Origin of the sequence: Arcicella lustrica, from assembly GCF_034930985.1 — a bacterium.
GTDB lineage: Bacteria > Bacteroidota > Bacteroidia > Cytophagales > Spirosomataceae > Arcicella > Arcicella lustrica.
In genome coordinates, this window is sequence record NZ_JAYGIM010000003.1 from 125,243 (window position 1) to 148,355 (window position 23,113).

The 23,113-nt window shown below is 34.5% G+C and carries 20 protein-coding genes; 14 read left to right on the forward strand and 6 right to left on the reverse strand.

What is annotated here, in order from left to right; genetic code table 11:
- Positions 1–74: 74 nt before the first annotated feature.
- Positions 75–818: a GLPGLI family protein gene (locus tag VB798_RS03925; protein ID WP_323256189.1), complete on the forward strand. Its 744-nt coding sequence runs from the start codon at positions 75–77 to the stop codon at positions 816–818.
- Between the two features lie 70 nt (positions 819–888).
- Here VB798_RS03925 and rho read toward each other — a convergent pair whose 3' ends face one another.
- On the reverse strand, positions 889–2,595 hold the full coding sequence (gene rho / locus VB798_RS03930) for a transcription termination factor Rho (protein WP_323256191.1): 1,707 nt from the start codon (positions 2,593–2,595) through the stop codon (positions 889–891).
- A gap of 464 nt (positions 2,596–3,059) precedes the next feature.
- Here rho and VB798_RS03935 point away from each other — a divergent pair, with 464 nt between their 5' ends.
- The 3 genes from VB798_RS03935 (at position 3,060) to VB798_RS03945 (ending at position 5,320) form a co-directional block, all read left to right on the forward strand.
- The gene (locus VB798_RS03935; protein WP_323256193.1) at positions 3,060–3,308 is read left to right on the forward strand and encodes a hypothetical protein; all 249 of its coding nucleotides are present in this window, start codon (positions 3,060–3,062) and stop codon (positions 3,306–3,308) included.
- A 106-nt stretch (positions 3,309–3,414) separates the two neighbouring features.
- Positions 3,415–4,476 (forward strand): NAD-dependent epimerase/dehydratase family protein, encoded by a 1,062-nt coding sequence (locus VB798_RS03940; RefSeq protein WP_323256195.1) that lies wholly within the window; start codon positions 3,415–3,417, stop codon positions 4,474–4,476.
- A 97-nt stretch (positions 4,477–4,573) separates the two neighbouring features.
- On the forward strand, positions 4,574–5,320 hold the full coding sequence (locus tag VB798_RS03945; RefSeq protein WP_184130296.1) for a glycosyltransferase family 2 protein: 747 nt from the start codon (positions 4,574–4,576) through the stop codon (positions 5,318–5,320).
- Here the strand turns inward: VB798_RS03945 and VB798_RS03950 are convergent.
- Positions 5,309–5,752, reverse strand: coding sequence for a small multi-drug export protein (locus VB798_RS03950; protein WP_323256198.1), 444 nt, complete (start codon positions 5,750–5,752; stop codon positions 5,309–5,311). The two genes, VB798_RS03945 and VB798_RS03950, sit on opposite strands and share 12 nt — an antisense overlap.
- 150 nt (positions 5,753–5,902) lie before the next feature.
- On the opposite strand from VB798_RS03950, the gene VB798_RS03955 reads away from it, so the two are divergent.
- On the forward strand, positions 5,903–7,648 hold the full coding sequence (locus VB798_RS03955) for a hypothetical protein (protein WP_323256200.1): 1,746 nt from the start codon (positions 5,903–5,905) through the stop codon (positions 7,646–7,648).
- Here the strand turns inward: VB798_RS03955 and VB798_RS03960 are convergent.
- The 3 genes from VB798_RS03960 to VB798_RS03970 all read right to left on the reverse strand — a co-directional run bounded on the left by VB798_RS03960 (position 7,640) and on the right by VB798_RS03970 (position 11,152).
- Entirely contained in the window at positions 7,640–9,178 is a 1,539-nt protein-coding gene (locus VB798_RS03960; protein ID WP_323256202.1) for a glycoside hydrolase family 10 protein, read from the reverse strand. The genes VB798_RS03955 and VB798_RS03960 overlap by 9 nt on opposite strands.
- A 198-nt stretch (positions 9,179–9,376) precedes the next feature.
- Positions 9,377–10,072: a response regulator transcription factor gene (locus VB798_RS03965; protein ID WP_323256204.1), complete on the reverse strand. Its 696-nt coding sequence runs from the start codon at positions 10,070–10,072 to the stop codon at positions 9,377–9,379.
- A 228-nt stretch (positions 10,073–10,300) separates the two neighbouring features.
- Positions 10,301–11,152, reverse strand: coding sequence for an SdiA-regulated domain-containing protein (locus VB798_RS03970; protein ID WP_323256206.1), 852 nt, complete (start codon positions 11,150–11,152; stop codon positions 10,301–10,303).
- 210 nt (positions 11,153–11,362) lie between these two features.
- On the opposite strand from VB798_RS03970, the gene VB798_RS03975 reads away from it, so the two are divergent.
- The 4 genes from VB798_RS03975 (at position 11,363) to VB798_RS03990 (ending at position 15,904) form a co-directional block, all read left to right on the forward strand.
- Positions 11,363–12,160, forward strand: a complete 798-nt coding sequence (locus tag VB798_RS03975; RefSeq protein WP_407654137.1) for a serine O-acetyltransferase — start codon at positions 11,363–11,365, stop codon at positions 12,158–12,160.
- Between the two features lie 9 nt (positions 12,161–12,169).
- Entirely contained in the window at positions 12,170–13,054 is an 885-nt protein-coding gene (gene cysM / locus VB798_RS03980) for a cysteine synthase CysM (RefSeq protein WP_323256210.1), read from the forward strand.
- 258 nt (positions 13,055–13,312) lie between these two features.
- Positions 13,313–14,554: an RsmB/NOP family class I SAM-dependent RNA methyltransferase gene (locus tag VB798_RS03985; RefSeq protein ID WP_323256212.1), complete on the forward strand. Its 1,242-nt coding sequence runs from the start codon at positions 13,313–13,315 to the stop codon at positions 14,552–14,554.
- Between the two features lie 132 nt (positions 14,555–14,686).
- Complete coding sequence (locus VB798_RS03990) at positions 14,687–15,904, forward strand: peroxiredoxin family protein (protein WP_323256214.1); 1,218 nt, start codon at positions 14,687–14,689, stop codon at positions 15,902–15,904.
- Positions 15,905–15,958: 54 nt separating this feature from the next.
- Here the strand turns inward: VB798_RS03990 and nhaD are convergent, their stop codons facing one another.
- Entirely contained in the window at positions 15,959–17,251 is a 1,293-nt protein-coding gene (gene nhaD, locus VB798_RS03995) for a sodium:proton antiporter NhaD (RefSeq protein ID WP_323256216.1), read from the reverse strand.
- A 282-nt stretch (positions 17,252–17,533) separates the two neighbouring features.
- Between nhaD and VB798_RS04000 the strand changes: the two genes are divergently transcribed.
- The 5 genes from VB798_RS04000 (at position 17,534) to VB798_RS04020 (ending at position 23,088) form a co-directional block, all read left to right on the forward strand.
- Positions 17,534–18,739, forward strand: a complete 1,206-nt coding sequence (locus VB798_RS04000) for a pyridoxal phosphate-dependent aminotransferase (protein ID WP_323256218.1) — start codon at positions 17,534–17,536, stop codon at positions 18,737–18,739.
- 283 nt (positions 18,740–19,022) lie between these two features.
- Complete coding sequence (locus tag VB798_RS04005; protein ID WP_323256221.1) at positions 19,023–20,066, forward strand: sensor histidine kinase; 1,044 nt, start codon at positions 19,023–19,025, stop codon at positions 20,064–20,066.
- A gap of 295 nt (positions 20,067–20,361) precedes the next feature.
- Positions 20,362–21,096 (forward strand): LytR/AlgR family response regulator transcription factor, encoded by a 735-nt coding sequence (locus tag VB798_RS04010; RefSeq protein ID WP_221432380.1) that lies wholly within the window; start codon positions 20,362–20,364, stop codon positions 21,094–21,096.
- A gap of 315 nt (positions 21,097–21,411) precedes the next feature.
- On the forward strand, positions 21,412–22,200 hold the full coding sequence (locus VB798_RS04015) for a lysophospholipid acyltransferase family protein (RefSeq protein WP_323256223.1): 789 nt from the start codon (positions 21,412–21,414) through the stop codon (positions 22,198–22,200).
- A 108-nt stretch (positions 22,201–22,308) separates the two neighbouring features.
- On the forward strand, positions 22,309–23,088 hold the full coding sequence (locus tag VB798_RS04020; RefSeq protein ID WP_323256225.1) for a TIGR00266 family protein: 780 nt from the start codon (positions 22,309–22,311) through the stop codon (positions 23,086–23,088).
- Positions 23,089–23,113: the final 25 nt, after the last annotated feature.

Here is a 23,113-nt window from a genome sequence, read left to right on the forward strand (position 1 = left end):
TGAGCAATGTTTAGCTTAAACTCATTGTTCAAAACCAGTAATTACTCCATTCTAACAATTAGAAATCTTAGCACATGAAAAAAATATTGATAATCGCATTCATTTTATTCTCAATACAAATGTTTGCACAAACCAATGAGGGAACTGTTTACTTTACTAGAACAACTTATTGGACAAAAATGAACAACCAACTAAGTTATTTGAGCAAACAAGAAAAAGAAAAAATGACTTATATGTTTGCTGGTAAAGACGATTGGAAAGAATATATGTTACTTCATTACAATGATAATGAGAGTAAATATGTTGCTTCAGAAGAAAGGTCGGAAGAATCGGAAGGCTATGCTTGGAGAAAGGAAGAATTTAGTGTTGCCAGAAATTTTTCTAAGAACACAATGTTAGATGTTTTTGAAATACTTGGGAAAACTTATATCATCGAAGATTCTTTACAAACTCCCAATTGGAAAATTCTGAATGATATTAAAGAAGTAGCAGGACATATTTGTATGAAAGCCATGATTGAAGATACGCTAAAAAAGCAGAAAATAATTGCTTGGTTTGCACAAGATATTCCTTCAAACGCTGGTCCAGAAAGACTTTGGGGACTACCGGGTTTAATTCTAGAATTAGACATCAACGACGGTACAGTATTGATTCAAGCATCAAAAATAGAGTCTAAAAAACTTACTCAAGAATTGGCACCACCCAAAAAACTGAAAGGTAAAAAAATGAATGAATCAGCCTATCAAGAAATGTTAAAGAAAATTATTCAGGAAAAAATCAAAGAAGAACGAAACCCATTTTGGTTTATTCGATATTAATAATAAAAAAGGAGTTGCTTTCGGCAACTCCTTTTTTATTATTATTGTCAAGATTCAATCTTTACAATAACTATCTATTCATCGAAACTAAAAACTCTTCGTTTGTTCTTGTTCCTTTCATTTGCTGTTGTAAAAACTCCATTGCTTCCACAGAGTTCATATCGCTCATGTGTTTTCTTAGAATCCATACTCTTTGAAGCGTTTCTTTATCCATCAATAAATCTTCACGACGAGTACCTGATGCTGTAACATCAATTGCAGGGTACATTCTACGGTTAGACAACTTACGGTCAAGTTGTAATTCCATATTACCTGTTCCCTTAAATTCTTCGAAAATTACTTCATCCATTTTAGAACCCGTATCAATCAAAGCAGTGGCGATGATTGTCAATGAACCTCCATTTTCTACATTACGTGCAGCTCCGAAAAAACGCTTTGGTTTGTGAAGCGCATTGGCATCAACCCCACCCGATAAGATTTTTCCTGAAGAAGGAACGACAGTATTATACGCACGAGCTAAACGAGTAATAGAATCTAATAAAATTACAACATCGTGTCCGCATTCAACCATACGTTTTGCTTTTTCTAAAACGATACTTGCAACTTTTACATGGCGTTCTGCTTGTTCATCAAAAGTAGAAGAAATTACTTCTGCTCTTACACTACGTTGCATATCCGTAACCTCTTCTGGACGTTCGTCAATCAACAAAATCAATAAGTAAACTTCAGGATGATTTTTTGAAATGGCATTCGCAATTTCTTTCAACAATACCGTTTTACCAGTCTTGGGTTGCGCTACAATCATACCACGTTGACCTTTTCCAATTGGAGCAAATAAGTCAAGAATACGAGTAGAGTATTGATCTGGACGAGAAGAAAGTTTTAGTTTTTCTTCTGGGAAAAGAGGCGTTAAATATTCAAAAGGGATTCTATCTCTAATTTCTTCAGTCGTTTTTCCGTTCACTGATTCTACTCTTAAAAGAGCAAAATACTTCTCTCCTTCTTTCGGTGGACGAATCGAACCACGAACAGTATCACCAGTTTTTAAACCAAATAGTTTTATTTGCGAAGGTGAAACATAAATATCATCTGGTGAAGCCAAATAATTATAATCTGCTGAGCGAAGGAAGCCATAACCTCCATCTTGCATAATTTCAAGTACGCCTTCGTTCTCAATAATGCCATCAAACTCACGAATAGCTTGATTATAAATCGGTTTTTTGAACGCATTATTGTTATTTTGACGAGTAACATCACTACGTACTTCTTGCTCTTGTGGCAAACCAGCAGCAGGTTCATCTGGTGTAATAAACGAAGTATCTATTACAAATTCCTCTTCAACTTCTATCGGAAAATCTACAATTGGCTCTTCATCAAACTCATAAGTAATGTCCGAAGCAACCTCTGGTTTGGCTTTTACTTCTTTAACAACCTTAGGTTTCGGTAGCTCTGATGGGCTTTGTTTAATTGTTGTATTTTTAGCTACAACCACTGCATTGTCGGCATCTTCCTTAGAAATGCGTTGTCTTTTTGGACGAGGGGCATCTGAAGCTACTCCAGACTCTTTCCTCACTTTCCTTTCTGTTTTGTTATCGTCTTGCATAGCATCTTTGGTGGAAGGTTTGCGGTTTTTTGGGGGCATTACCGCCTGTTTATCAAGAATTTTGTAGATGAGTTCTTTTTTAGGAAGGTCATTAACATTGGAAATGGCATATTCTTTGGCAAGCTCATGAAGCTCCGAAATAAGCATCATGTCTAATTCTTCAATTTTGTACATAAGGGTAAATTGATAGACTATCTACAATTAAAGTCTTTCTAAATTGTGGTTAAATATTAATAAAAACATCTTAAAAAAGATTGTCAACTTTAAAGTTAAATTTGGGAAAAATTTGGAATGATGTGGATAAATGATGTTAAGTATTTAATAATCAAAATCTTAACGGAAGAAACACACAGGATTGTGAATTGTACTGCAATGATAATTCCATTATTTCAAATAATCAAACATTTTCTTCATTTTTTTACAATAATTTACATAATCAACTAACCATCAGTACACTTATATATTAATCCTTTTTCCAACACTTAAGTTAACGTTCTCACAAATTGATTGATTACTCGGCTTAGACCAAAATTATGCTTCGTTGAATTATATTAAAAAAGGCTAAACTTTCTGATAAAATTTTTTAATTGAGATTCCCCTGTTATTTTTGTGCTATCAAACCAGAATATTACGGAAAAATGAATCGCAAAAACATTTTAGCTATCGCCAGTATCGCTTTGTTAGCCATCGCTTGTGACTATCAAAAAAATAACAATATTAAACAAGCTGACCTTCGTGAAGGAGATCAATATGTGTATGGTGTACATCCAGATTCTGCTGCTGCACAAACAAAAAACAAATACACAGCAAAACCTGAAAACGAAGTAAGAGCCAACAAAATTCGTGAAAAACTATTTAATGATAGTACGAATACTCAAGGTAATTAAGCATTATATCTGTGAGAAAAGTTTCTACTTAATTATATTTTATCTAAGAAAGCGTTGCAAATAAAATTGTAACGCTTTTCGTATTTTTTTAACTTTGAACCCATAAATGAATATAGCTCTTGTAACAGGCTCCGCTGGATTAATTGGTAGCGAAGCAGTCTCTTTCTTTTCAGATAAATTTGATTTAGTAATCGGTATTGACAATAATATGCGTCAGTACTTTTTTGGAAACGAGGCATCTACTGCTTGGAATCGTAATCGTTTAGAAGAACAGTTTCCTAATTATAAACATTATCAAGCTGATATTCGTGAGGTTTCTCAATTAGAGGTAATCTTCAAAGAATACGGAACAGATATTAAATGTGTGCTTCATACTGCTGCCCAACCTTCACACGATTGGGCAGCAAAAGAACCTTTTACTGACTTTTCTGTAAATGCCAACGGCACTTTGAATATGCTTGAGATGACTCGCTTGCATGCTCCAGATGCCGTATTCATCTTTACTTCTACCAATAAAGTATATGGTGATAATCCAAATTATTTACCATTAATAGAAACAGAAACCCGTTTTGAAATCGACGCTAGTCACCCATATTTTGAAAATGGTATCGACGAAAACCATAGTATCGACCATACTAAACACTCATTGTTCGGTGCATCAAAAGTAGCAGCAGATGTTTTAGTACAAGAATATGGTCGTTATTTCGGGATGAAAACGGGTATTTTCCGTGGTGGATGTTTAACAGGGCCAAATCACTCAGGAACTGCTCTACATGGATTTTTATCGTACTTGATGAAATGTGCCATTACTGGAAATCATTACACAATTTTCGGATACAAAGGCAAACAAGTTCGTGATAATATTCACTCTTACGATTTAGTGAATATGTTCTGGAATTTCTATTTAAATCCACGTGCGGGCGAAGTATATAATGCTGGTGGCGGGCGTTTTGCCAATTGTTCAATGCTTGAAGCCATTGCAATCTGTGAAGAAATGACAGGTAAAAAAATGAGTTACAGCTATTCTGAAACCAATAGAATTGGTGACCATATTTGGTATGTTTCAGACCTTTCTAAATTTAAATCACATTATCCTAATTGGAACTGGACTTTTGGTTTAAATGAAACCTTACAGCAAATTCACGATGGTATTGCGTCTCGTTTATAAGAGATAAATAGCATTCTGATTTTACGTTTAAAATATTTAATTCCCCAAAATGAATCCGATTGGCTACCAACGGATTCATTTTTCATATCAACATATTATGAAACTAAGTGTCGTAATTCCTGCATATAACGAAGAAGAATCAATTCCAGAAACATTAAAATCTTTATACAATACGCTTCAAAAATATGGAATTGAACATGAAATCTGTGTTACTAATGATAATTCAAAAGACAATACAGAAGCTGTTCTGCAAGCATTACAAAAGGAAATTCCTACTTTAGTTTATTTCACTAACAAAGGACCAAATGGTTTTGGCTATGCTGTTAGATACGGACTAGAACGTTTTACTGGCGACTGTGTAGCAGTAATGATGGCAGATATGTCTGACGATCCTGAGGATTTAGTAAAGTACTACAACACAATGCTTGAAAAAGATGTTGATGCTGTTTTCGGTAGCCGTTTTATGAAAGGTGGAAAAGTAATAGACTACCCTAAATTGAAACTTTATATCAACCGTGTTGCTAATCTTATCATACGCTTTTTAGTTGGGATAAAGTACAATGATACTACCAATGCCTTCAAATTATACAAAAGAGAGACCATCGAAGGCATCAAACCTTTTATGTCTCCGCATTTCAATTTAACAGTAGAATTACCCCTAAAAGCATACGTTAGAGGTTATTCTTTTGCTGTTGTTCCGAATAGTTGGACGAATCGTAAATACGGAGAATCTAAATTGAAAATAAAAGAAATGGGTAGCCGATACTTCTTTATTTTACTGTATTGTATGATTGAAAAATTCTTTTCTCGTGGTGATTATATGAAAAAACCATCAAGAAAATAAGTTTTTTAACCAAGTAATTTGGTACAATAAATAACTAAATAATATTCCCCAAGAAACCGCAAAAAGTAGCATTGAAAAGAATATTTTAAAGAATGGTACTTTAAAAGATAATGCTAAAAGTGTTCCTCCAACGGGCGTAAAAAAGAGTGGAGTAAAACAAGCGATTCCCCAAATACCAAGTTTTTTCCAGATTTTCACTGCAAACCTAGTCCTTTTTGAAAATAGTTTTGGCTTAGTTTTACGATACTTCGCAATTAAACGTTGAATCGTACTTCCCAAAAGAGCAATCAAAGTTACGGTAGTCATCATACCAATGATACAACATATTGCTGTTTCCCACCAAGTCAATCCCATTACAATCCCAGCGATAGGCCCATTAAAAAATTTAATGGCTGTTGCAAGCATTACGGTAAAATATTTCCCAAATGTCATAATTAATACGTTAGTCTTTGTAAGTCAATTGATTAAGTTTTATAATTGATTAAATCTAAGAATGAAATTATTTAATTTTCAATCAATAATTTTAAACTAACTTGCGAAGGTATTAATTGTACAATGAAATGCCCAAACCTTAGTAAAATTATGTATCAAAAATTAAAATTTTTTACTTTTATAGTTTGTTCTGTTGTAAGTGTTTATACTCAAGCACAAAGTGTTTTTATTCCTTTAAACCAAGATTATTATCATTTAATTGACCGTTACGAAATAAAACGTGGTAAATTTTCTGAAGGTTTTCATACAAGCGTAAAACCCTATACTCGAAAAGGTGTAGTTCAACTCGTCGATAGTATTTGGGCAAGTAATTCAATAATTTTATCGGATAAAGATAGATTCAACTTAGCATACTTGGAAAATGATAGTTGGGAATGGAAGAATAACGATACTACAGGCAATAGCAAAAAACCTTTCTGGAAAATATTCTATCAAAAAAAAGCTGACGCTTATTCAAATGCTGATGATATTCTCGACCTCCACGTTAGCCCAGTACTTAATTTAGAATTTGGTGCAGCTACGGGCGGTGTTCAAAAAAGTACAAGTATCAATACTCGTGGAATAGAAATTCGAGGAATGATTAATAAAAAAGTAGGTTTTTATACTTTCATTTCCGAAAACCAAGCTTATATTCCCGACTACGTCAAAACGTTTGTAGATGCCTATAACCAAAATGAGCTCCGACAAACCAATCTTCGATTGCCCGGTATGCCAGGTGAAGGGCTAACCAAAGAATTCAAGCAAAATGCTTATGCTACAGATTTCTTCACGGCAAGAGCTTACATTACTTTTCAGGCTACCAAAAATATACAATTACAATTTGGGCATGATAAAAATTTTATTGGAAATGGCTTCCGTTCGATGATTTTGTCGGATAATGCCGCTCCTAATTTATTCCTTAAAATCAATACGCATATTGGGAAATTTCAATACCAAAACCTCTTCACTCAGCTAGTTTATACAGGTTTAAAACCAAACGACCAGATTTTCCCGAAGAAGTACATGGCGATGCACCATTTGAGCCTTAATCTTTCTAAAAATTTCAATATTGGCATTTCTGAAAGTATTGTTTTTCAAAGAGATAGCACTAATGGCGATGGCTTTGATTTGAATTACTTGAATCCAGTTATTTTTTATCGTTCTATAGAAAGCTTTCAGGGAAGCGGCGACAATGCTTTGATTGGTTTCGATTTCAAATGGAATTTTGCTAAACGTTTTTCTCTTTATGGACAGTTGATGTTAGATGAATTTATTGCAAAAGAGATTTTCAAACCTACAGGTTATTGGGCGAATAAAAATGGTTTACAAGCTGGATTGAAGTACATTGATGTTTTTGGAATCAGTAATTTAGATTTCCAAACTGAAGTCAATGCTGCTCGTCCATATACTTACAGCCATGATAGTGGCGCTAATTATACGCAATATAACCAAGCTTTGGCACATCCACTCGGAGCTAATTTTGTAGAATGGTCTAACATCATTCGTTGGCAAGCTTTAAAGAAACTCAATATCACTGCAAATATTATTTTTGCAAAATTTGGAGAAGATAGAAATCCAACTGAAAACTGGGGACAAAATATTCAAAAAGACTATGACACCAGAAGTAGGAAAGTACTTTATAATGATGATTATGGTAATGAAATTGGTCAAGGAAGAAGTGCTAGAACGATGATTTATGATGTTAGGGCTTCTTATCAACTAAAACATAATTTCTTCCTTGATTTACGATTCTTGAGCCGTGATTATAAAAGTGGAAACAGTGATTTAGATTATACAAATACCATCAAATCGTTCGGAATTCGTTGGAATATTCCATACAGACAAATGCTATTTTGACGATTCATATCCATACTCGGTTGTGAACATGGCATAATCTTCCGATTCATTATGAAGTCTATCAAAAGAGGTTACACAATAAATGTAGCCTCTAAATTTTTCAGCAACTGTATCTTCAAAAGTATTTAGCTTGCCGATATAAATAAGTTTTTCTGCTTTTGTTAAATCTGGCTTTTCCCCCTTTTCAAAGCGATAAACGGCATAATAATTATTAAGGTCGTCGTCAACTGCTTTTTCTCCTGGTTGCCAAGTCAATACAGGAATGCCCTTATCATTCTTTAACACTAATAATTTTTGCGGAGCTAATGGTGGGATACTATCTTTCCAAGGCATCGCTGGAATTAATGCTGGAAAACGATAATAATTTCTCCTTAAAGTATCTTGAAAGCCTCCGTAATTTTCGGTCAAACTTCTTGAACTAAAGAATATACTTCCTTGGCTTGAAATATTTTCACGATTGAATCGGATTTGTTTTGGCGCTTCTGTTAATGACCAACCTGCTTTGATTTTATAAATTCCTTGACCGATGTATAAATGCTTGCCAAAAGTATTGTCTTTCCACCAAAGGGCTAATTCGTTATAAGGAATTTTGCTATGTGCATGTTCAAAGTAAATCTGTGGGGCAATATAATCTATCCAGCCTTGCTGAAGCCATTTACGAGTATCGGAGTATAAATTATCATAAGATGTTAGCCCTGCCTGCGTACAAGAACCATCAGGGTTTTTAAGGCTAAAATTTCGCCAAACACCAAATGGACTTATCCCAAATTTCACTCTTGGTTTTATTTTTTTGATGGCATCACTAATTTGATAAATCAAGGAATCGGTGTTACTTCTTCGCCATTCGTTAATATTTTTTATTCCTCCATTATATTTTTTAAAGGTTTCTTCATCTTTCAAAACCTCACCTGTTACTTCGTAAGGATAAAAATAATCGTCAAAATGAATGCCATCTACATCATAATTTTTCACAATCTGAACCACAACGTCAGTGATGTATTTTCTTACCTCTGGAATGCCGAAATTCAATAATTTTTGTCCATCATAAACCAACATCCATTCTGGTTTTGTAACGCTGATATGGTCAGGAGCAAGTGTTCTTGATTTCTTAAAAGTAGCACGATTGAGGTTTAGCCAAGCATGAAATTCTAAATTTCGATTGTGGGCTTCTTCAATCATAAAGTTAAGCGGGTCATAAAACGGAGTAGGAAATTTCCCTTGTTGACCTGTCAAAAACTCAGACCAAGGTTCTGTACTTTTAGCATAATAAGCATCGCAGGCATCTCGTACTTGTACAAAAACAGCATTCAGATTTGACTTTTTATGTTCGTTCAAGATTCTGATAAAATCTTGCTTTTGAAGTTCAGAGTTATACTGACCACGTTTGGGCCAATCAATGTTTTCAACGGTGGCAATCCACGCTGCTCTGAATTCATATTTCTGAGGTTTACTTAGCGCTGAGTTCTGAGCGTTACAGCCAGAACAAGAAAGACAAAAAAAGAAAAATATTTGTATAAATCGATTGGTCATTATCTAAAAGAGGCTCGTTTGGTAAGCAGACTACCAAATAAAATCTCGTATAAAGGCTAAATGTATTTGTACAAAAATAAGGAATTATGCCTGAAATTGACAATCTGAAAAATATTCGGAAGAAGGGAATAAAAAAACAGAAGACAATCACTTGTTTATCAAGCAAATATCTTCTGTTTTTTCACAAAAATCTATATATTAATCTTCTAAAGTAAACATATAACCAACGCCTTTAAGCGTTTTGATATAATGTTCTGGGATTTTTTCTCTAAGCTTTCTGATATGAACATCTACCGTTCTTTCAACAACGTAAACATCAGTACCCCATACTTTTTCTAATAATTCATCTCTATTGAATACTTTATTAGGATGTTTTGCCAAAAACGAAAGTAATTCAAATTCTTTCTTAGGCATCACTAATGGGTTTCCGTCGTTCAATACACTGTAATTAGTACGATTAATCACCAATTGCCCAATTTCAATCTTCTCATCGCTTTCAATTTGCTGTGCCTCACGCCTAAACATTGCTTTGATTCTACTTACCAAAGCTCTTGGTTTAATCGGCTTCACGATATAATCATCTGCACCAACATCAAAAGCGGCTACTTCTGTATATTCTTCAGCACGAGCCGTAAGAAACAAAATATAAACTTCTTTGAATTCTGGAATAAGACGAAGCTGTCTTGCTGTTTCGATACCATCCTGACGAGGCATCATTACGTCCAATAAAATCAAATCGGGTTTGAAAGATTTGGCTACTTCTACAGCTTGAACGCCATCTAAAGCAGATTGAATTTCGAAACCTTCTCTTTGAAGATTATACTCTAACAGTTCAATGATGTCTGGATCGTCATCAACCAGTAAAATTTTGGGAATAGGTAATGCGTTTGCCATATTTTAGTTTGCAACGAATCGTAATTTTATTAAGATTTTCCTAATTCAATACTTGTGTTGCTCAATTGTTAATGCAAAATTAATAAGCCCAATATTACGGAATTGTTAAATCTAAATCAGGGAATCTTTATAGAATTTATGAAAGTAAGCTACACATCAACTTTGTACAAATTAAAATTGGTTATTTGTACAAAATGAAGATGAATATTTTGCTTCACAACTAATTCATCATTTTTTTTCAATTTGTACTTTAGCCAATTTGCCTTGTTCATTTGAAATTAACAAGATATTGTTCGTTAAAAAAGTAATTGCTTCCGATTGTTGAAAAGCAAAAGTATAACATTTCTTAGGATGCTTAAAGTCTATTTGCTGATTCTTAATTCCGAAAAAGACTACCTTTCCGTAAGTTAGCAAGGCAAAGGTTTTCTCATCTGGACTAATCGCCGCTCCTGTCACCATCGCATTAATCAATACTTCTCCTTTGGGCAAAAGTGCATAATTTCCAGCTTTGCTTGGCACGGCATACATTTTCACCAAATTATTTCCTCTGTTTTTAGAGAACAAGTACAAACTATCGCCATGAGTAAAAAATGCTTCGCAATCAAAATTCTTATCTTCTTTGGCTGGTGGGAAACGTTCTTGATCGGCATAATGAAATGAAATTGTTTCAACTTTTGATGGTTCTGATTCTTTCACTTTATAAATCGTCAGGCTCCTTCTTTTATTTTCATTATTTCCGATGTCTCCAATATACAGATTTCCATTGTTATCACGAGTAATTTCTTCCCAATCTTGATTTTCCAAATTGGTAAAATTGATAGTCGATAGCAGTTTTCCATGAATATCTACTTCATAAATTTCAGGTTTGCCTCCACTATCGTTGTGTGTCCAGAAAGTAGTGTCTTTTGAACTTTTTATCAAACCAGAGCATTCGTTTACTTCTGAAGCCAATTTCCCGGTTTCTGTTACTTTATAGAAGTGTCGTCCTTTCGAAAAATCACTTTGGCTACTTTCTTTATGACAACTACAGAATAATAATTGAAGATTGAATAACCATAAAACAATTTTGGATTGGAACATAATTTAAGAATTTAGATTGGGTTGTAATTAACGATTTTTTTATCAAAACAGAATCAATTCAGTACATTTATCGTTATCATTGCGTGAAATTTACTTAACCGCAGGTTAATCGTCTCAATTATAAAGCAAAACAATAAGGTTTTATTTTATGCTTTGCCAAATATCTTATCAGTTTTCTAATAACATATTTGATAAACAATGTCTCAAATGTTGCCCAATAGTTTTTTAGAGGCTCTTTGCCAAAAACATTCCAAACCCAATACTTTTCCTGCCACTTCGACGGTTAAAGAATTGTTCACCGACATTTCGCTGGCATTGTTTCCTGAACAAACACAGCGCCATTTTGGCTGTGTAGATGAACTACAAGAAGCGTTTGACCAAATCCAGTTAAGACTTACCAGATTACTCCGTTCCATGCAACAGCATCTTGATGAAGATGCCCGTACTTTGGCAGCGGCCTATATTCAGAAACTTCCAGAAATTTACCGAGTATTATTAACTGATATTCAGGCAATCATGATGGGCGACCCAGCCGCTCAAAGTGAATATGAAGTAATTAGAGCCTATCCGGGCTTTTATGCCATCATCTTTTATCGACTTGCACATGCTTTATTAGAAATGAATGTGCCAATTGTACCAAGAATTTTAACGGAATATGCACATTCTAAAACAGGAATTGATATTCATCCTGGTGCAACAATTGATGAGTATTTCATGATTGACCACGGTACTGGCGTAGTAATTGGCGAAACCACTAACATTGGTAAGCATGTAAAACTATATCAAGGCGTTACTTTAGGTGCATTATCGGTTAGCAAAGAAATGGCTTCGCTGAAACGCCATCCAACAATTGAAGACCACGTTGTGATTTATGCTGGAGCAACCATTTTAGGTGGAGAAACAGTTGTTGGCGCAAATTCTATCATCGGAGGAAATGTTTGGCTCACTCGCAGCATTCCTTCTTTCACAAAAATATATCACCAAGAACAGGTAAAAATATTGCAGTAATATAATTGAATGGCAACACTCTTAGACTTAGTTGGCAATACGCCAATTGTTGAATTAAACAGAATCAACCCAAATCCAAAGGTAAAAATTTACGGAAAATTAGAAGGACACAACCCAGGCGGTTCGGTAAAAGACCGTGCGGCTTATGGCATGATTCGTGGAGCGGTAGAACGTGGAGAAATAAAACCAGGAACAAAATTGATTGAAGCGACTTCTGGAAATACTGGTATCGCTTTAGCCATGATTGCTCGTTTGTACGGACTTGATATTGAATTAGTAATGCCCGAAAACTCTACTCGTGAAAGAGTATTGACGATGGAGGCTTTCGGTGCAACCGTAACCCTTACGCCTGCCAGCGTTGGGATTGAAGGCTCAAGAGATTATGCTGAAACTAAAGTAAAAGAAGGTGGTTTCTTTATGTTAGACCAATTCTCGAATCCAGATAATTACATGGCTCATTACCACTCCACTGGACCAGAAATCTGGAGAGATACCGACCATAAAGTAACCCATTTCGTTAGCTCAATGGGAACTACAGGAACGATTATGGGTACTTCAAAATTTTTGAAAGAAGTAAATCCTGATATTCAAATCGTAGGTTGTCAACCGACTGAAGGTGCTAAAATTCCGGGTATTCGTCGTTGGGAGCAAGAATATTTGCCGAAAATTTTTGATGCTTCAAGAGTAGATAGAATCATGGATATTTCTGAAAAAGAAGCTCGTGAAATGGCTAATACTTTAGCAAAAGTAGAAGGCGTCTTTGGAGGAATGAGTAGCGGAGGAGCGGCTTCTGCGGCTGTTCGTTTAGCTCAAGAATTAGAATCTGGCATTATCGTTTGTATCATTTGCGACCGTGGCGACAGATACCTTTCAAGTGATTTATTTGGGAGTTGATAAGATTCCTTGACCATAAAAAAAGCCTTGCTGTGAAGCAGGGCTTTTTTGTTTTATTTCCGATATGATGGTAAAACGTCCAACGATATACTTTTGTTTCATCAATGAAAAACTATTAAATTATTTTTCAAAATAAAATTAAATATTTTCAAAAAGGTGAATTCCAAGAGCCAATCCTACAAAAAAGAGTAAGTCTCAACAAATTTTCGGAACTTTGTAAGTATTAATACAATTGAAATTCGATAATCCAATATTAGAATGCGTCTTCATCGTCCATTAGTGATAGCAACCGTAAAGGCTCTGCAAGAAATATTTTTCGTAAAAAATCCTCGTCAAGCTGACAGAGTAATTGAGCAAACGTTAAAATCAAACAAACAATGGGGCAGTCGTGACCGTGCCTTCATTGCCGAAACTACTTATGAAATTGTTCGTTACTGGCGTTTGATACTTTTCTCGAACAACCTTTATGAAGATAAACTGAAAGCTCCTTACTTCTGGCAAATTGTTGGTTCTTGGTTATTAATCAAAAAACGCTTGTATCCCAATGCGGATAACGTTGATTTTTTACCTAAATGGGAAGAATTCTCACATATTCAAGCAGCAAAAATTTTAGACCGTTTTGAGGAAGGAATGTTAATTCGTAAAGTACGTGAATCTGTTCCCGATTGGCTAGATCAGTTATGTGCTTCAGAATTGGGCGAAGAAAAATGGTCGGAAGAAATTATGGCAATGAATGAACAAGCACCAGTCGTTTTAAGAGCCAATACGTTAAAAACCAATCAAGATAAATTACAAGATTTGTTGGATGCCATCGACATCGAAACCATCGTTCCCGAAGGTTTGCCAGATGCTTTAATACTAAGACAACGTCAGAGTATTTTCAGAACCGATTATTTCAGACAAGGTTTTTTTGAAGTACAAGATGCAGGTTCGCAGTTGATTGCTCCATTTTTGGATGTTCAACCGGGAATGAGAGTAATTGACGCTTGTGCAGGTGCAGGTGGGAAATCATTGCATTTGGCAGCTTTGATGGAAAACAAAGGCAAAATTGTATCAATGGATATTGAAGAATACAAGTTGGTAGAATTGATGAAAAGAGCCAAAAGAAATGGTGTTGATAACATCGAAGTAAAGCTCATCGACCCAAAAGTATTGAAAAAATACGAAGCCAGTGCAGATAGATTATTATTGGATGTACCCTGTTCGGGTTTAGGTGTAATCCGTAGAAATCCTGATTCAAAATGGAAATTAACACCTGAGTTTATTGATAACTTAAAAGTTACTCAATGGAATATTCTTACTGAATATGCTGCCATGCTGAAACAAGGTGGAAAAATGGTTTTTGCTACTTGTAGCCTTTTGCCTTCTGAAAGCGAAAATCACATCAAACGTTTCATGGCTGAGTTTGGTGACCAATGGGAGTTTTTAGGTGAAAGACGTACTTCTACAGCAAAAGAAGGTTATGATGGCTTTTATATGGCTTGTTTACAGAAGAAATAATAATTTTTGCATAAAAACCACTCAAAATGAATTATTGAGTGGTTTTTAATTGTTCATTTACTATATTTAGTATATCTATTTACTTACTTAAAGTATTCTGTAAAAATTTCATCAACTATCATTTACTTCACAATGAAAAAATTAATCATTTTATTATTATTTATGCTGGTTTGTCAACATGTAGAAGCACAAATAGCGACTCGTTGGCGAGCAACTGTTCAAACTGATGGAGGCTCTTTACCTTTTGGACTTGAAATCAAACCTACTAAAAACAAAAACAAGTTTGATGTTTACGTTTTAAATGCTTCTGAAAGATTCAAAACCGACGAAGCTACTTTAGAAGGCGATTCACTAATTATTCCAATCTCTTTATTTGATGCAGAAATCGTAGCCAAGAAAAATGCACAATCGTTGGTGGGATTTTATCGTAAAAACAAAGGTCGCAAATCTTATATAGAATCACCATTTCAAGCTAGTTTGGGTTATTTAAACAGATTTAGAACGAACAAAATGGCGATTCGTGGCAATGCTACAGGAAAATGGTCAGTTAATTTTATTAACGCTGAAACCCAAAAAGCAAGTTTTGCAGTGGGCACTTTTCAGCAAAAAGGAACAATTGTAACTGGTTCTTTCTTAACAACTACTGGCGATTATCGTTACATGGACGGAAACATTGTTGGCGATAGTCTTTTCCTTTCTACTTTCGACGGTTCGCACGCTTTTTTATTGAAAGCAAAAGTAGATGGGGATAAAATTACAGGGAAATTTTATGGAGGAATTAAAGGTTCGAAAATCTTCGAAGCCCAAAGAGATGAAAATGCAAGTTTGCCAGATTTAGGGAAAATCACTTTTTTAAAAGAAGGATATGATCGTTTTGATTTTTCTTTTTTAAACGAAAAAGGCGAGAAAATTTCTCTTTCTGACGATGCTTATAAAGGGAAAGTAGTAGTTGTACAAATTTTAGGTTCTTGGTGTCCGAACTGTATGGACGAAACTAATTATTTAGTACCTTTTTACAAAAAAAATAAAGCTCGTGGATTTGAAGTAGTAGGTTTAGCTTATGAGAAATCGACTGAAACAGAATTTTTCAAACAAAAAATGGCTCTACTTCGCAAACGTTTCGGCATTGATTATCAGTTATTAAATGCTGGCGTAAATAGTTCCGAAAGTGCTTCGCAAAGTTTACCTTCACTTAACCAAGTAATCGGTTTTCCAACAACGATTGTTTTAGACAAAAAAGGTGATATTCGTTTAACACATGCAGGGTTTTCTGGACCCGGTACTGGGAAATATTATACCGAATGGGTTCACGAATTTGAAAGTAAAATTGATGAATTGATTAAAGAGTAATATTTTTCAAAAGAGAAGCCCAGCAAATTTGTTGGTCTTCTCTTTTGAAATTTTTTAATGTAACAAAGCAAAAATCAATAAGTAAGCTACTACACCCGCAAAATAACCAAGTAAAGCCGTAAAACTGATTTTTCGCATATACCAAAGAAAATCTATTTTCTCCATACCCATTACGGCTACACCAGCTGCTGAACCAATAATTAAAATACTCCCTCCTGTGCCTGCACAATATGCCATAAATTCCCAAATTTTCGAATCCGTCGGGAAAGCCGTTAAATCGTACATTCCCATCGAAGCCGCCACCAAAGGTACGTTATCAATTACAGCCGAAGCCAAGCCAATTACCACTACAATAATATCTTGATTCCCGATAGATTTATCCATCCAAGTAGCCAATTCCGTCAATAAATGTGTGGATTCTAAAGCACTGATAGCTATTAAAATTCCTAAGAAAAACAAAATACTTGAAGTATCTATTTTACTCAAGGCATGGGCTACAGTAAAAGGCTTTTTCTCTTCTTCATCTTTACCAGAATGCAGTATTTCAGAAACAATCCAAACGATACTCAATCCTAACAAAATACCCATATAAGGTGGTAAATGTGTGAGGGTTTTAAAAATAGGAACAAACAATAAAGTACAGAATCCTGTAAAAAGCATTATCAAAGAATTTTGCGTTTGGATAATTACTTGATGTACTTCTTCAGGTTTAGCCTCCTCTTCTTTCGCTTTTTTTACTGAGCCTTTTAATTGAAAGGTTAAATAAACCAATGGAATGATGAGGGAAATCAAACTTGGAATCAACAACATTTTCATGATGTTTACTGGTGTAATTTGTCCGCCAATCCAAAGCATCGTAGTTGTTACATCCCCAATTGGCGACCATGCTCCACCCGCATTTGCTGCAATAATTACAATTCCAGCAAACAGTTTTCGAGATTCTGAATCTTTTATCAATTTCCGAATCACCGAAACCATCACAATGGCTGAAGTAAGATTATCCAATACCGATGATAAAAAGAAAGTAATAAAGGCTATCGTCCAGAGTAATGTTACTTTATTTTTACTTGTAATGCGGTCGGTAATTAATTTAAAACCTTGATGGGCATCAATCAATTCTACAATCGTCATTGCACCCAACAAAAAGAAAAGTATTTCAGAAACTGAACCTAAATGATGTGAAAGTTCGCTTAAAACAAGTTCTTTGTCGGATGAAAAAACCACATAAATCGTCCAACATAAAACTCCCGTTAGTAAAGCTGTTGCTGTTTTATTGATTTTGATAGGATGTTCTAAAGCAATGCCTAAATAGCCTATTGTAAAAATTGATATAATTAAAATCTGCATTCGTTAATGAGTTATGTTGTCGGTAAAGATAAAATAAATATCCTTGTTAATTTCAAACGATTATACTTACAGATTAGCTTTCTTTGAAAATTTTGCATTGAAAAGAATGAAAAAATGCAAGAATTTCATTCATGATTTACAAAATAGCAGCAGAAATACTCAATAAATTCCTTTTTTTCTTTCGCATCCCATAATACTCTTCTAACTTTGTGGGATTTAATTTTTTTCTTATGAAAGTTCTTCGAAGGACTTTCTGATTTCCATAAATAAATTCTAGCAAAAATGAGTTCAATAGTATCGCTCGCAGACCGCATTAATGCACTGGAGGAGTCAGCAACGCTCGGGATGACAAAAAAAGCCCGTGAACTTGCTGCTCTGGGACACAAAGTAATCAGCCTTTCAGTAGGCGAACCAGATTTCAAAACCCCAAAGCACATTTGCGATGCCGCCAAAAAAGCCATTGATGATGGTTTTCATGGTTATTCGCCTGTAGCTGGTTATCCTGATCTTCGCAAAGCGATTGCTGATAAGCTCAAACGTGATAATAATATCGAATGGAATCCTGAAAACATCGTTGTTTCTACAGGAGCGAAACATTCATTAGCAAACGTGATTTCAACTTTGGTAAATCCAGGTGAAGAAGTAATCATTTTTGCACCATATTGGGTTTCTTACTCTGAAATGGTAAAATTAGCTGAAGGTACTTCAGTAATTGTTGATGGTGCTTTTGATAATAATTTCAAAGTAACACCTGAACAATTTGAAGCAGCAATTACTCCAAAAACGAAATTGGTGATGTTTGCTTCGCCAAACAACCCAACTGGTTCTGTTTATACTGAAGCTGAATTAAGAGCTATCGGTGCTATTGTAGCGAAACATCCAAATATTTTTGTAATGGCTGATGAGATTTACGAATACATCAACTTTACAGAAGCTGGACATTTTTCTATCGGTTCAATTCCTGAAATTAAAGACCAAGTAATCACTGTAAATGGTGTTGCGAAAGGTCATGCGATGACAGGTTGGAGAATTGGTTTTATCGCTGCGGCAAAATGGATTGCTGATGGTGTTGAAAAATTACAAGGACAAGTTACTTCTGGAACAAACTCTATTGCTCAAAAAGCAGCTACTGTTGCTTTCAACGGTACTTTAGAGGAAGCTTACAAAATGAAAGAAGCTTATCTTCGTCGCCGTGATTTAGTAGTTGGTCTTTTACGTGAAATCGAAGGTTTCAAAGTAAATATGCCAGACGGTGCATTCTATGCTTTTCCAGATGTAAGTTATTATTTCGGAAAATCTGATGGCACAACAACAATCAAAGATTCTGATGATTTCTCTATGTGGCTTTTAGCAGACGCTTTCGTTGCTACTGTAGCAGGAACAAGTTTTGGTGCACCAGACTGTGTTCGTATCTCAACTGCTGCTGCTGACGAACAATTGGTTGAAGCTTGCGAAAGAATTAAAGCCTCAGTTGCGAAATTAAAATAATGATTTTTCTCAGTATTTGAAAAACAAACGTCCACAAGGTTGTTACCTTGTGGATTTTTTTTATAATTTACCTTATATCTTCATATCAATACCGTAAAAGCATAAATCTCGTTAAGTATCTATTCTATAATTTTATTTGGTAAAATAATTAAAATTCTTTGTAAGGACTTTTATATACTATATCTTTCATTTATGGAAATTTTATATCTAATATTGATATAATGAAATTTGTTTTGATTACTTTGTGAAGTAAAGCCTAACGACGATAAGAAGATTAAAGAGTATGGAAAAGAAAAAAATATATTGGACAATTCAACTGACTTGTTGGAGTCTATATATTGTTTATACAACAAGCGAATACATTTATTATGACGTTAATATATCTACGGCTATCATTTCAGGATTCACAAACTTTCTGGTATTTATTGGTTGTACGCATACTTATTATTCAATTGTTAATCCTAAAAAGATAGAATCACTCAATTGGCAAAAATTCATTTTGTATCCCATCATTGCCAATTTTATTATTGCTATTGTAGTTTACTTTATTGATTTTCTGTTTCTGAATATTACCATCCCATATTCCAATAATATTCAATCAGATTTTCTAGGCAATGCTTTTCAGTTTGTTAAAACATTTAGATTCATCATGCCTTGGTTTATTTTCTATCATGGAATTAAGTTTGCTAAGAAAGCAATTCATGAAGAAAGAGCAAAAGTTGAAGCCGAAATACATATCAAAGAAGTAGAATTAGTAAGTTTACGAAGTCAATTAAACCCTCATTTTTTATTCAATTCACTCAACAGTATTCAGGCACTTACTTTGTCTGAGCCAAAAATGGCAAGAGATGCCACCATTAAACTTTCTGATTTACTCAGAATGTCGCTTTCATTTTATGAATTAAAAGATATTACTTTTCAAGAAGAATTGAATCTTGTAAAAAATTATCTTGATCTTGAAAAAATGCGTTTCGACGACCGTTTAAATTATAAAACAAATGTCAGTAAAAGTGTGCTTGCAGCCAGAATTCCTCCGATGTCATTACAATTATTAGCAGAAAACGCCATCAAGCATGGTATTGGTAAGCTAAAAAATGGCGGAGAAATCATTGTTTTTGCCCATAAAAAAAATAATTTATTAGTTTTTGGGATACAGAATACTGGCACAATTTTGGCGGAAAATTCTGAGAAAAAGACCCGAAAAGGAATTGGCTTAGAAAATCTTAAGAGAAGACTTCTTATTAATTATGGCTTAAAAGATGCCATCGTAATTTATGCAGAGGACAATATGGTAACGGCTCAGGTAAGTATTCCCCTGAAAGTGTAACTTCATTCTAATAATATTGTTTTTTCTTGCCAAAAAAACTTTATTTCAACGTTAATCAAAAATAAATAAGAAAAAAAAAGCTAATTAAGCCATTTTTTTTCCTTGAAAATGATTTGAAATTTACTATATTAGCGGAAAATACAGGTAAGTACAACTAGAGCACTACCCCTGAGAGGATCACAGGTGATGACCTATATTAATTATTGCAAATCAGTTAAGTGAGATGGCTAATAGAAAACCTTACTCTCCAAGAGCTGTTGATCGCCAATATCAAGACTTGTCCAATATTAAGCCAATGAGTAAGAAAATTAAGACTATCTTGGTGGATGACGAGAGGTTAGCTCGCCAAGAATTAAAGTACTTGTTACAAGACTATCCGGATATTCAAATCATTGATGAAGCCGAAAATGTGGACGATGCTATCGAAAAAATCCATCGTTTACAGCCTGACTTGATTTTTTTGGATATTGAAATGCCAGAAAAAAATGGTTTCGACTTATTGGATGAACTGGAATTCATTCCTAAAATAGTATTTGTAACGGCTTATAATCAATATGCGATTCAAGCATTTGAATCGGAAGCAATGGATTATCTCTTGAAACCGATGAAAGCCGAAAGACTTTCAAGAACAATTGAGAAAATCCGTGCTGAAATCCAACAAACAAGAATTTCAGAAGCTGTTTCGGAAGGAAGACTTCCACCAGACAAAAGAATTTTCTTGAAAGATGGCGACAAATGTTATTTCGTAAGGTTAACAGAAATATACATGATTGAATCTGTAGGTAATTACTGTCGTTTCCATTTCGGAAGTAACAGGCCGATGATTCACCGTTCTTTGAATAAAATTCAAGAACGTTTAGACCCTAACACTTTCTTCAGAGCCAATCGTCAGCAAATTATCAATACTGAATATATTGCTGAAATAGACTCTTATTACAAAGGTGGAATGAAGGTTGTTTTGAATAATGGAATCGAATTAGAAATTTCAACCAGAAACTCGGTTGCCTTTAAAGATATGATGGGAATATAAAATGATTTTTATCACTTTATCACTAAAAGTCCTCAAAAATTTATTTTGAGGACTTTTTTCATTCCGCACTTGAACGGTTTTTTAAAATTTCAAAATGAATATTCATCACTTCATCCTTTTTTTCAGGACAACATAACCGTTAAACAGAATTTATCCTCCTATTTCTGCGGAAATGTACTTTCTCTTGCTTTTGTTATCATGAGTTAAGTATATTTGCTCAAGGTAATTTAATAATTACTCATAGAAAGGTTTAATAGTGGCGGCTATTAAACCTTTTTTTATTGCCAATCATTTATCTGCAAGACCATCGGCTGAATGGCAGATTTTACTATCTTTGCCTTTATGCGAATTCTAAGATTTTTATATACCGCTTGGGCTATTTTCTGGTTTGTATCGTTATTTTTAATTCTCTTCCCTTTCTTCTGGCTTTTTCTTCAGAAAGAAACATGGAAACCGAAAGCTCATTATTTGAACCGATTATGGGGTAAGCTTTACTTCCCAATAATTGGAATGCCCATCAATATAAAATATGAAGCTGAAATAGATGTAAACAAAACTTACGTTTTTTGCGCCAATCACTTTTCATACTTAGATATTGCCGTGATGGGCTTGGTTATCAAAAACTATTATGCCTTTGTAGGAAAAGCTGGACTCAAAAAAGTACCTCTATTCGGCTATATGTTTAGAAAATTGCATATTCAGGTAGATAGAAATGATAAGCACAGCCGCTCAGTTTCTCTCACTCGTTCCTTAAAAGCCTTGAAGAATGGTAGAAGTATCATCATTTTTCCAGAAGGTGGTATCAAAGCAAAACATCCTCCCAAATTACATCTTCCCTTGAAAGACGGTGGTTTTGTAATGGCAATCAATCAACAAATACCTATTGTACCGATTACTTTTCTGAATAATTTTCAGATTTTAGAAGATGGGGAATACCTCCTTAAGCCTAAAGCCGTTAAAGTAATCGTACACAAACCCATAGAAACAAAAGGAATGACTAGTAATGACGTTGAAGCATTGAAGGAGAAATTCAAAGAAGTTGTTCAAGGAACACTAGATATTACTCATCAAACTCAAAGCATTTTTCAAGAAAGTATCTCATAAAGTCCAATCAAAAGACTTTGCTACCTGTTATCCAAAATCTTTGTATCTTTTGAAAGGATAAGATTTACTTTGAATAAAATAAACAATCAAAATCTAAACGATAATAACATGTACTCTCACGAAATTGATTACAAAATTATAGGAGAAGATATCCAATTAGTAGAAGTAGAACTTGACCCTAACGAAACCGTTATTGCTGAAGCTGGCACAATGTGTTACATGGAAGAAGGCATTGTTTTCGAAACTAAAATGGGTGATGGCTCAAGTGCTGATAATTCATTAATTGGCAAGCTTTTTCAAGCGGGTTCTCGTTTATTAACTGGCGAATCGCTCTTTATGACGCATTTTACCAATCGTGGTTATGGCAAACGTAAAGTAGCTTTTGCTGCACCACATCCTGGTACAATCATCCCGATTAACCTTGCAACACTTCCGGGAAATACGTTAATTGCTCAAAAAGATAGTTTTCTTTGTGCTGCTTTAGGAACAAAGGTTTCAATTACTTTTAATCAAAAAATTGGCGCTGGCTTTTTCGGTGGTGAAGGTTTCATTTTAGAAAAACTTCAAGGTGATGGTTTAGCATTTGTTCATGCTGGTGGTACAATTGTAGAAAAATACTTAAACAATGAAACGTTAAGAATTGATACAGGCTGTATTGTAGCTTTTGAACAAACTTTAAGCTACGACATCCAAAAAGCTGGTAATTTAAAATCTATGATTTTGGGCGGTGAAGGGCTTTTCTTAGCCACTATGCGTGGTACTGGTAGAGTTTGGATTCAGTCTATGCCATTATCTAAATTAATTCGTACACTATCGCCTTATGGTGGCAATGCGAATAAAGAAAGTGGTTCTGTATTAGGTGGCTTAGGAAATATTTTAGGTGACTAAACGTTGTTTGTCGGTGGTTTTCATC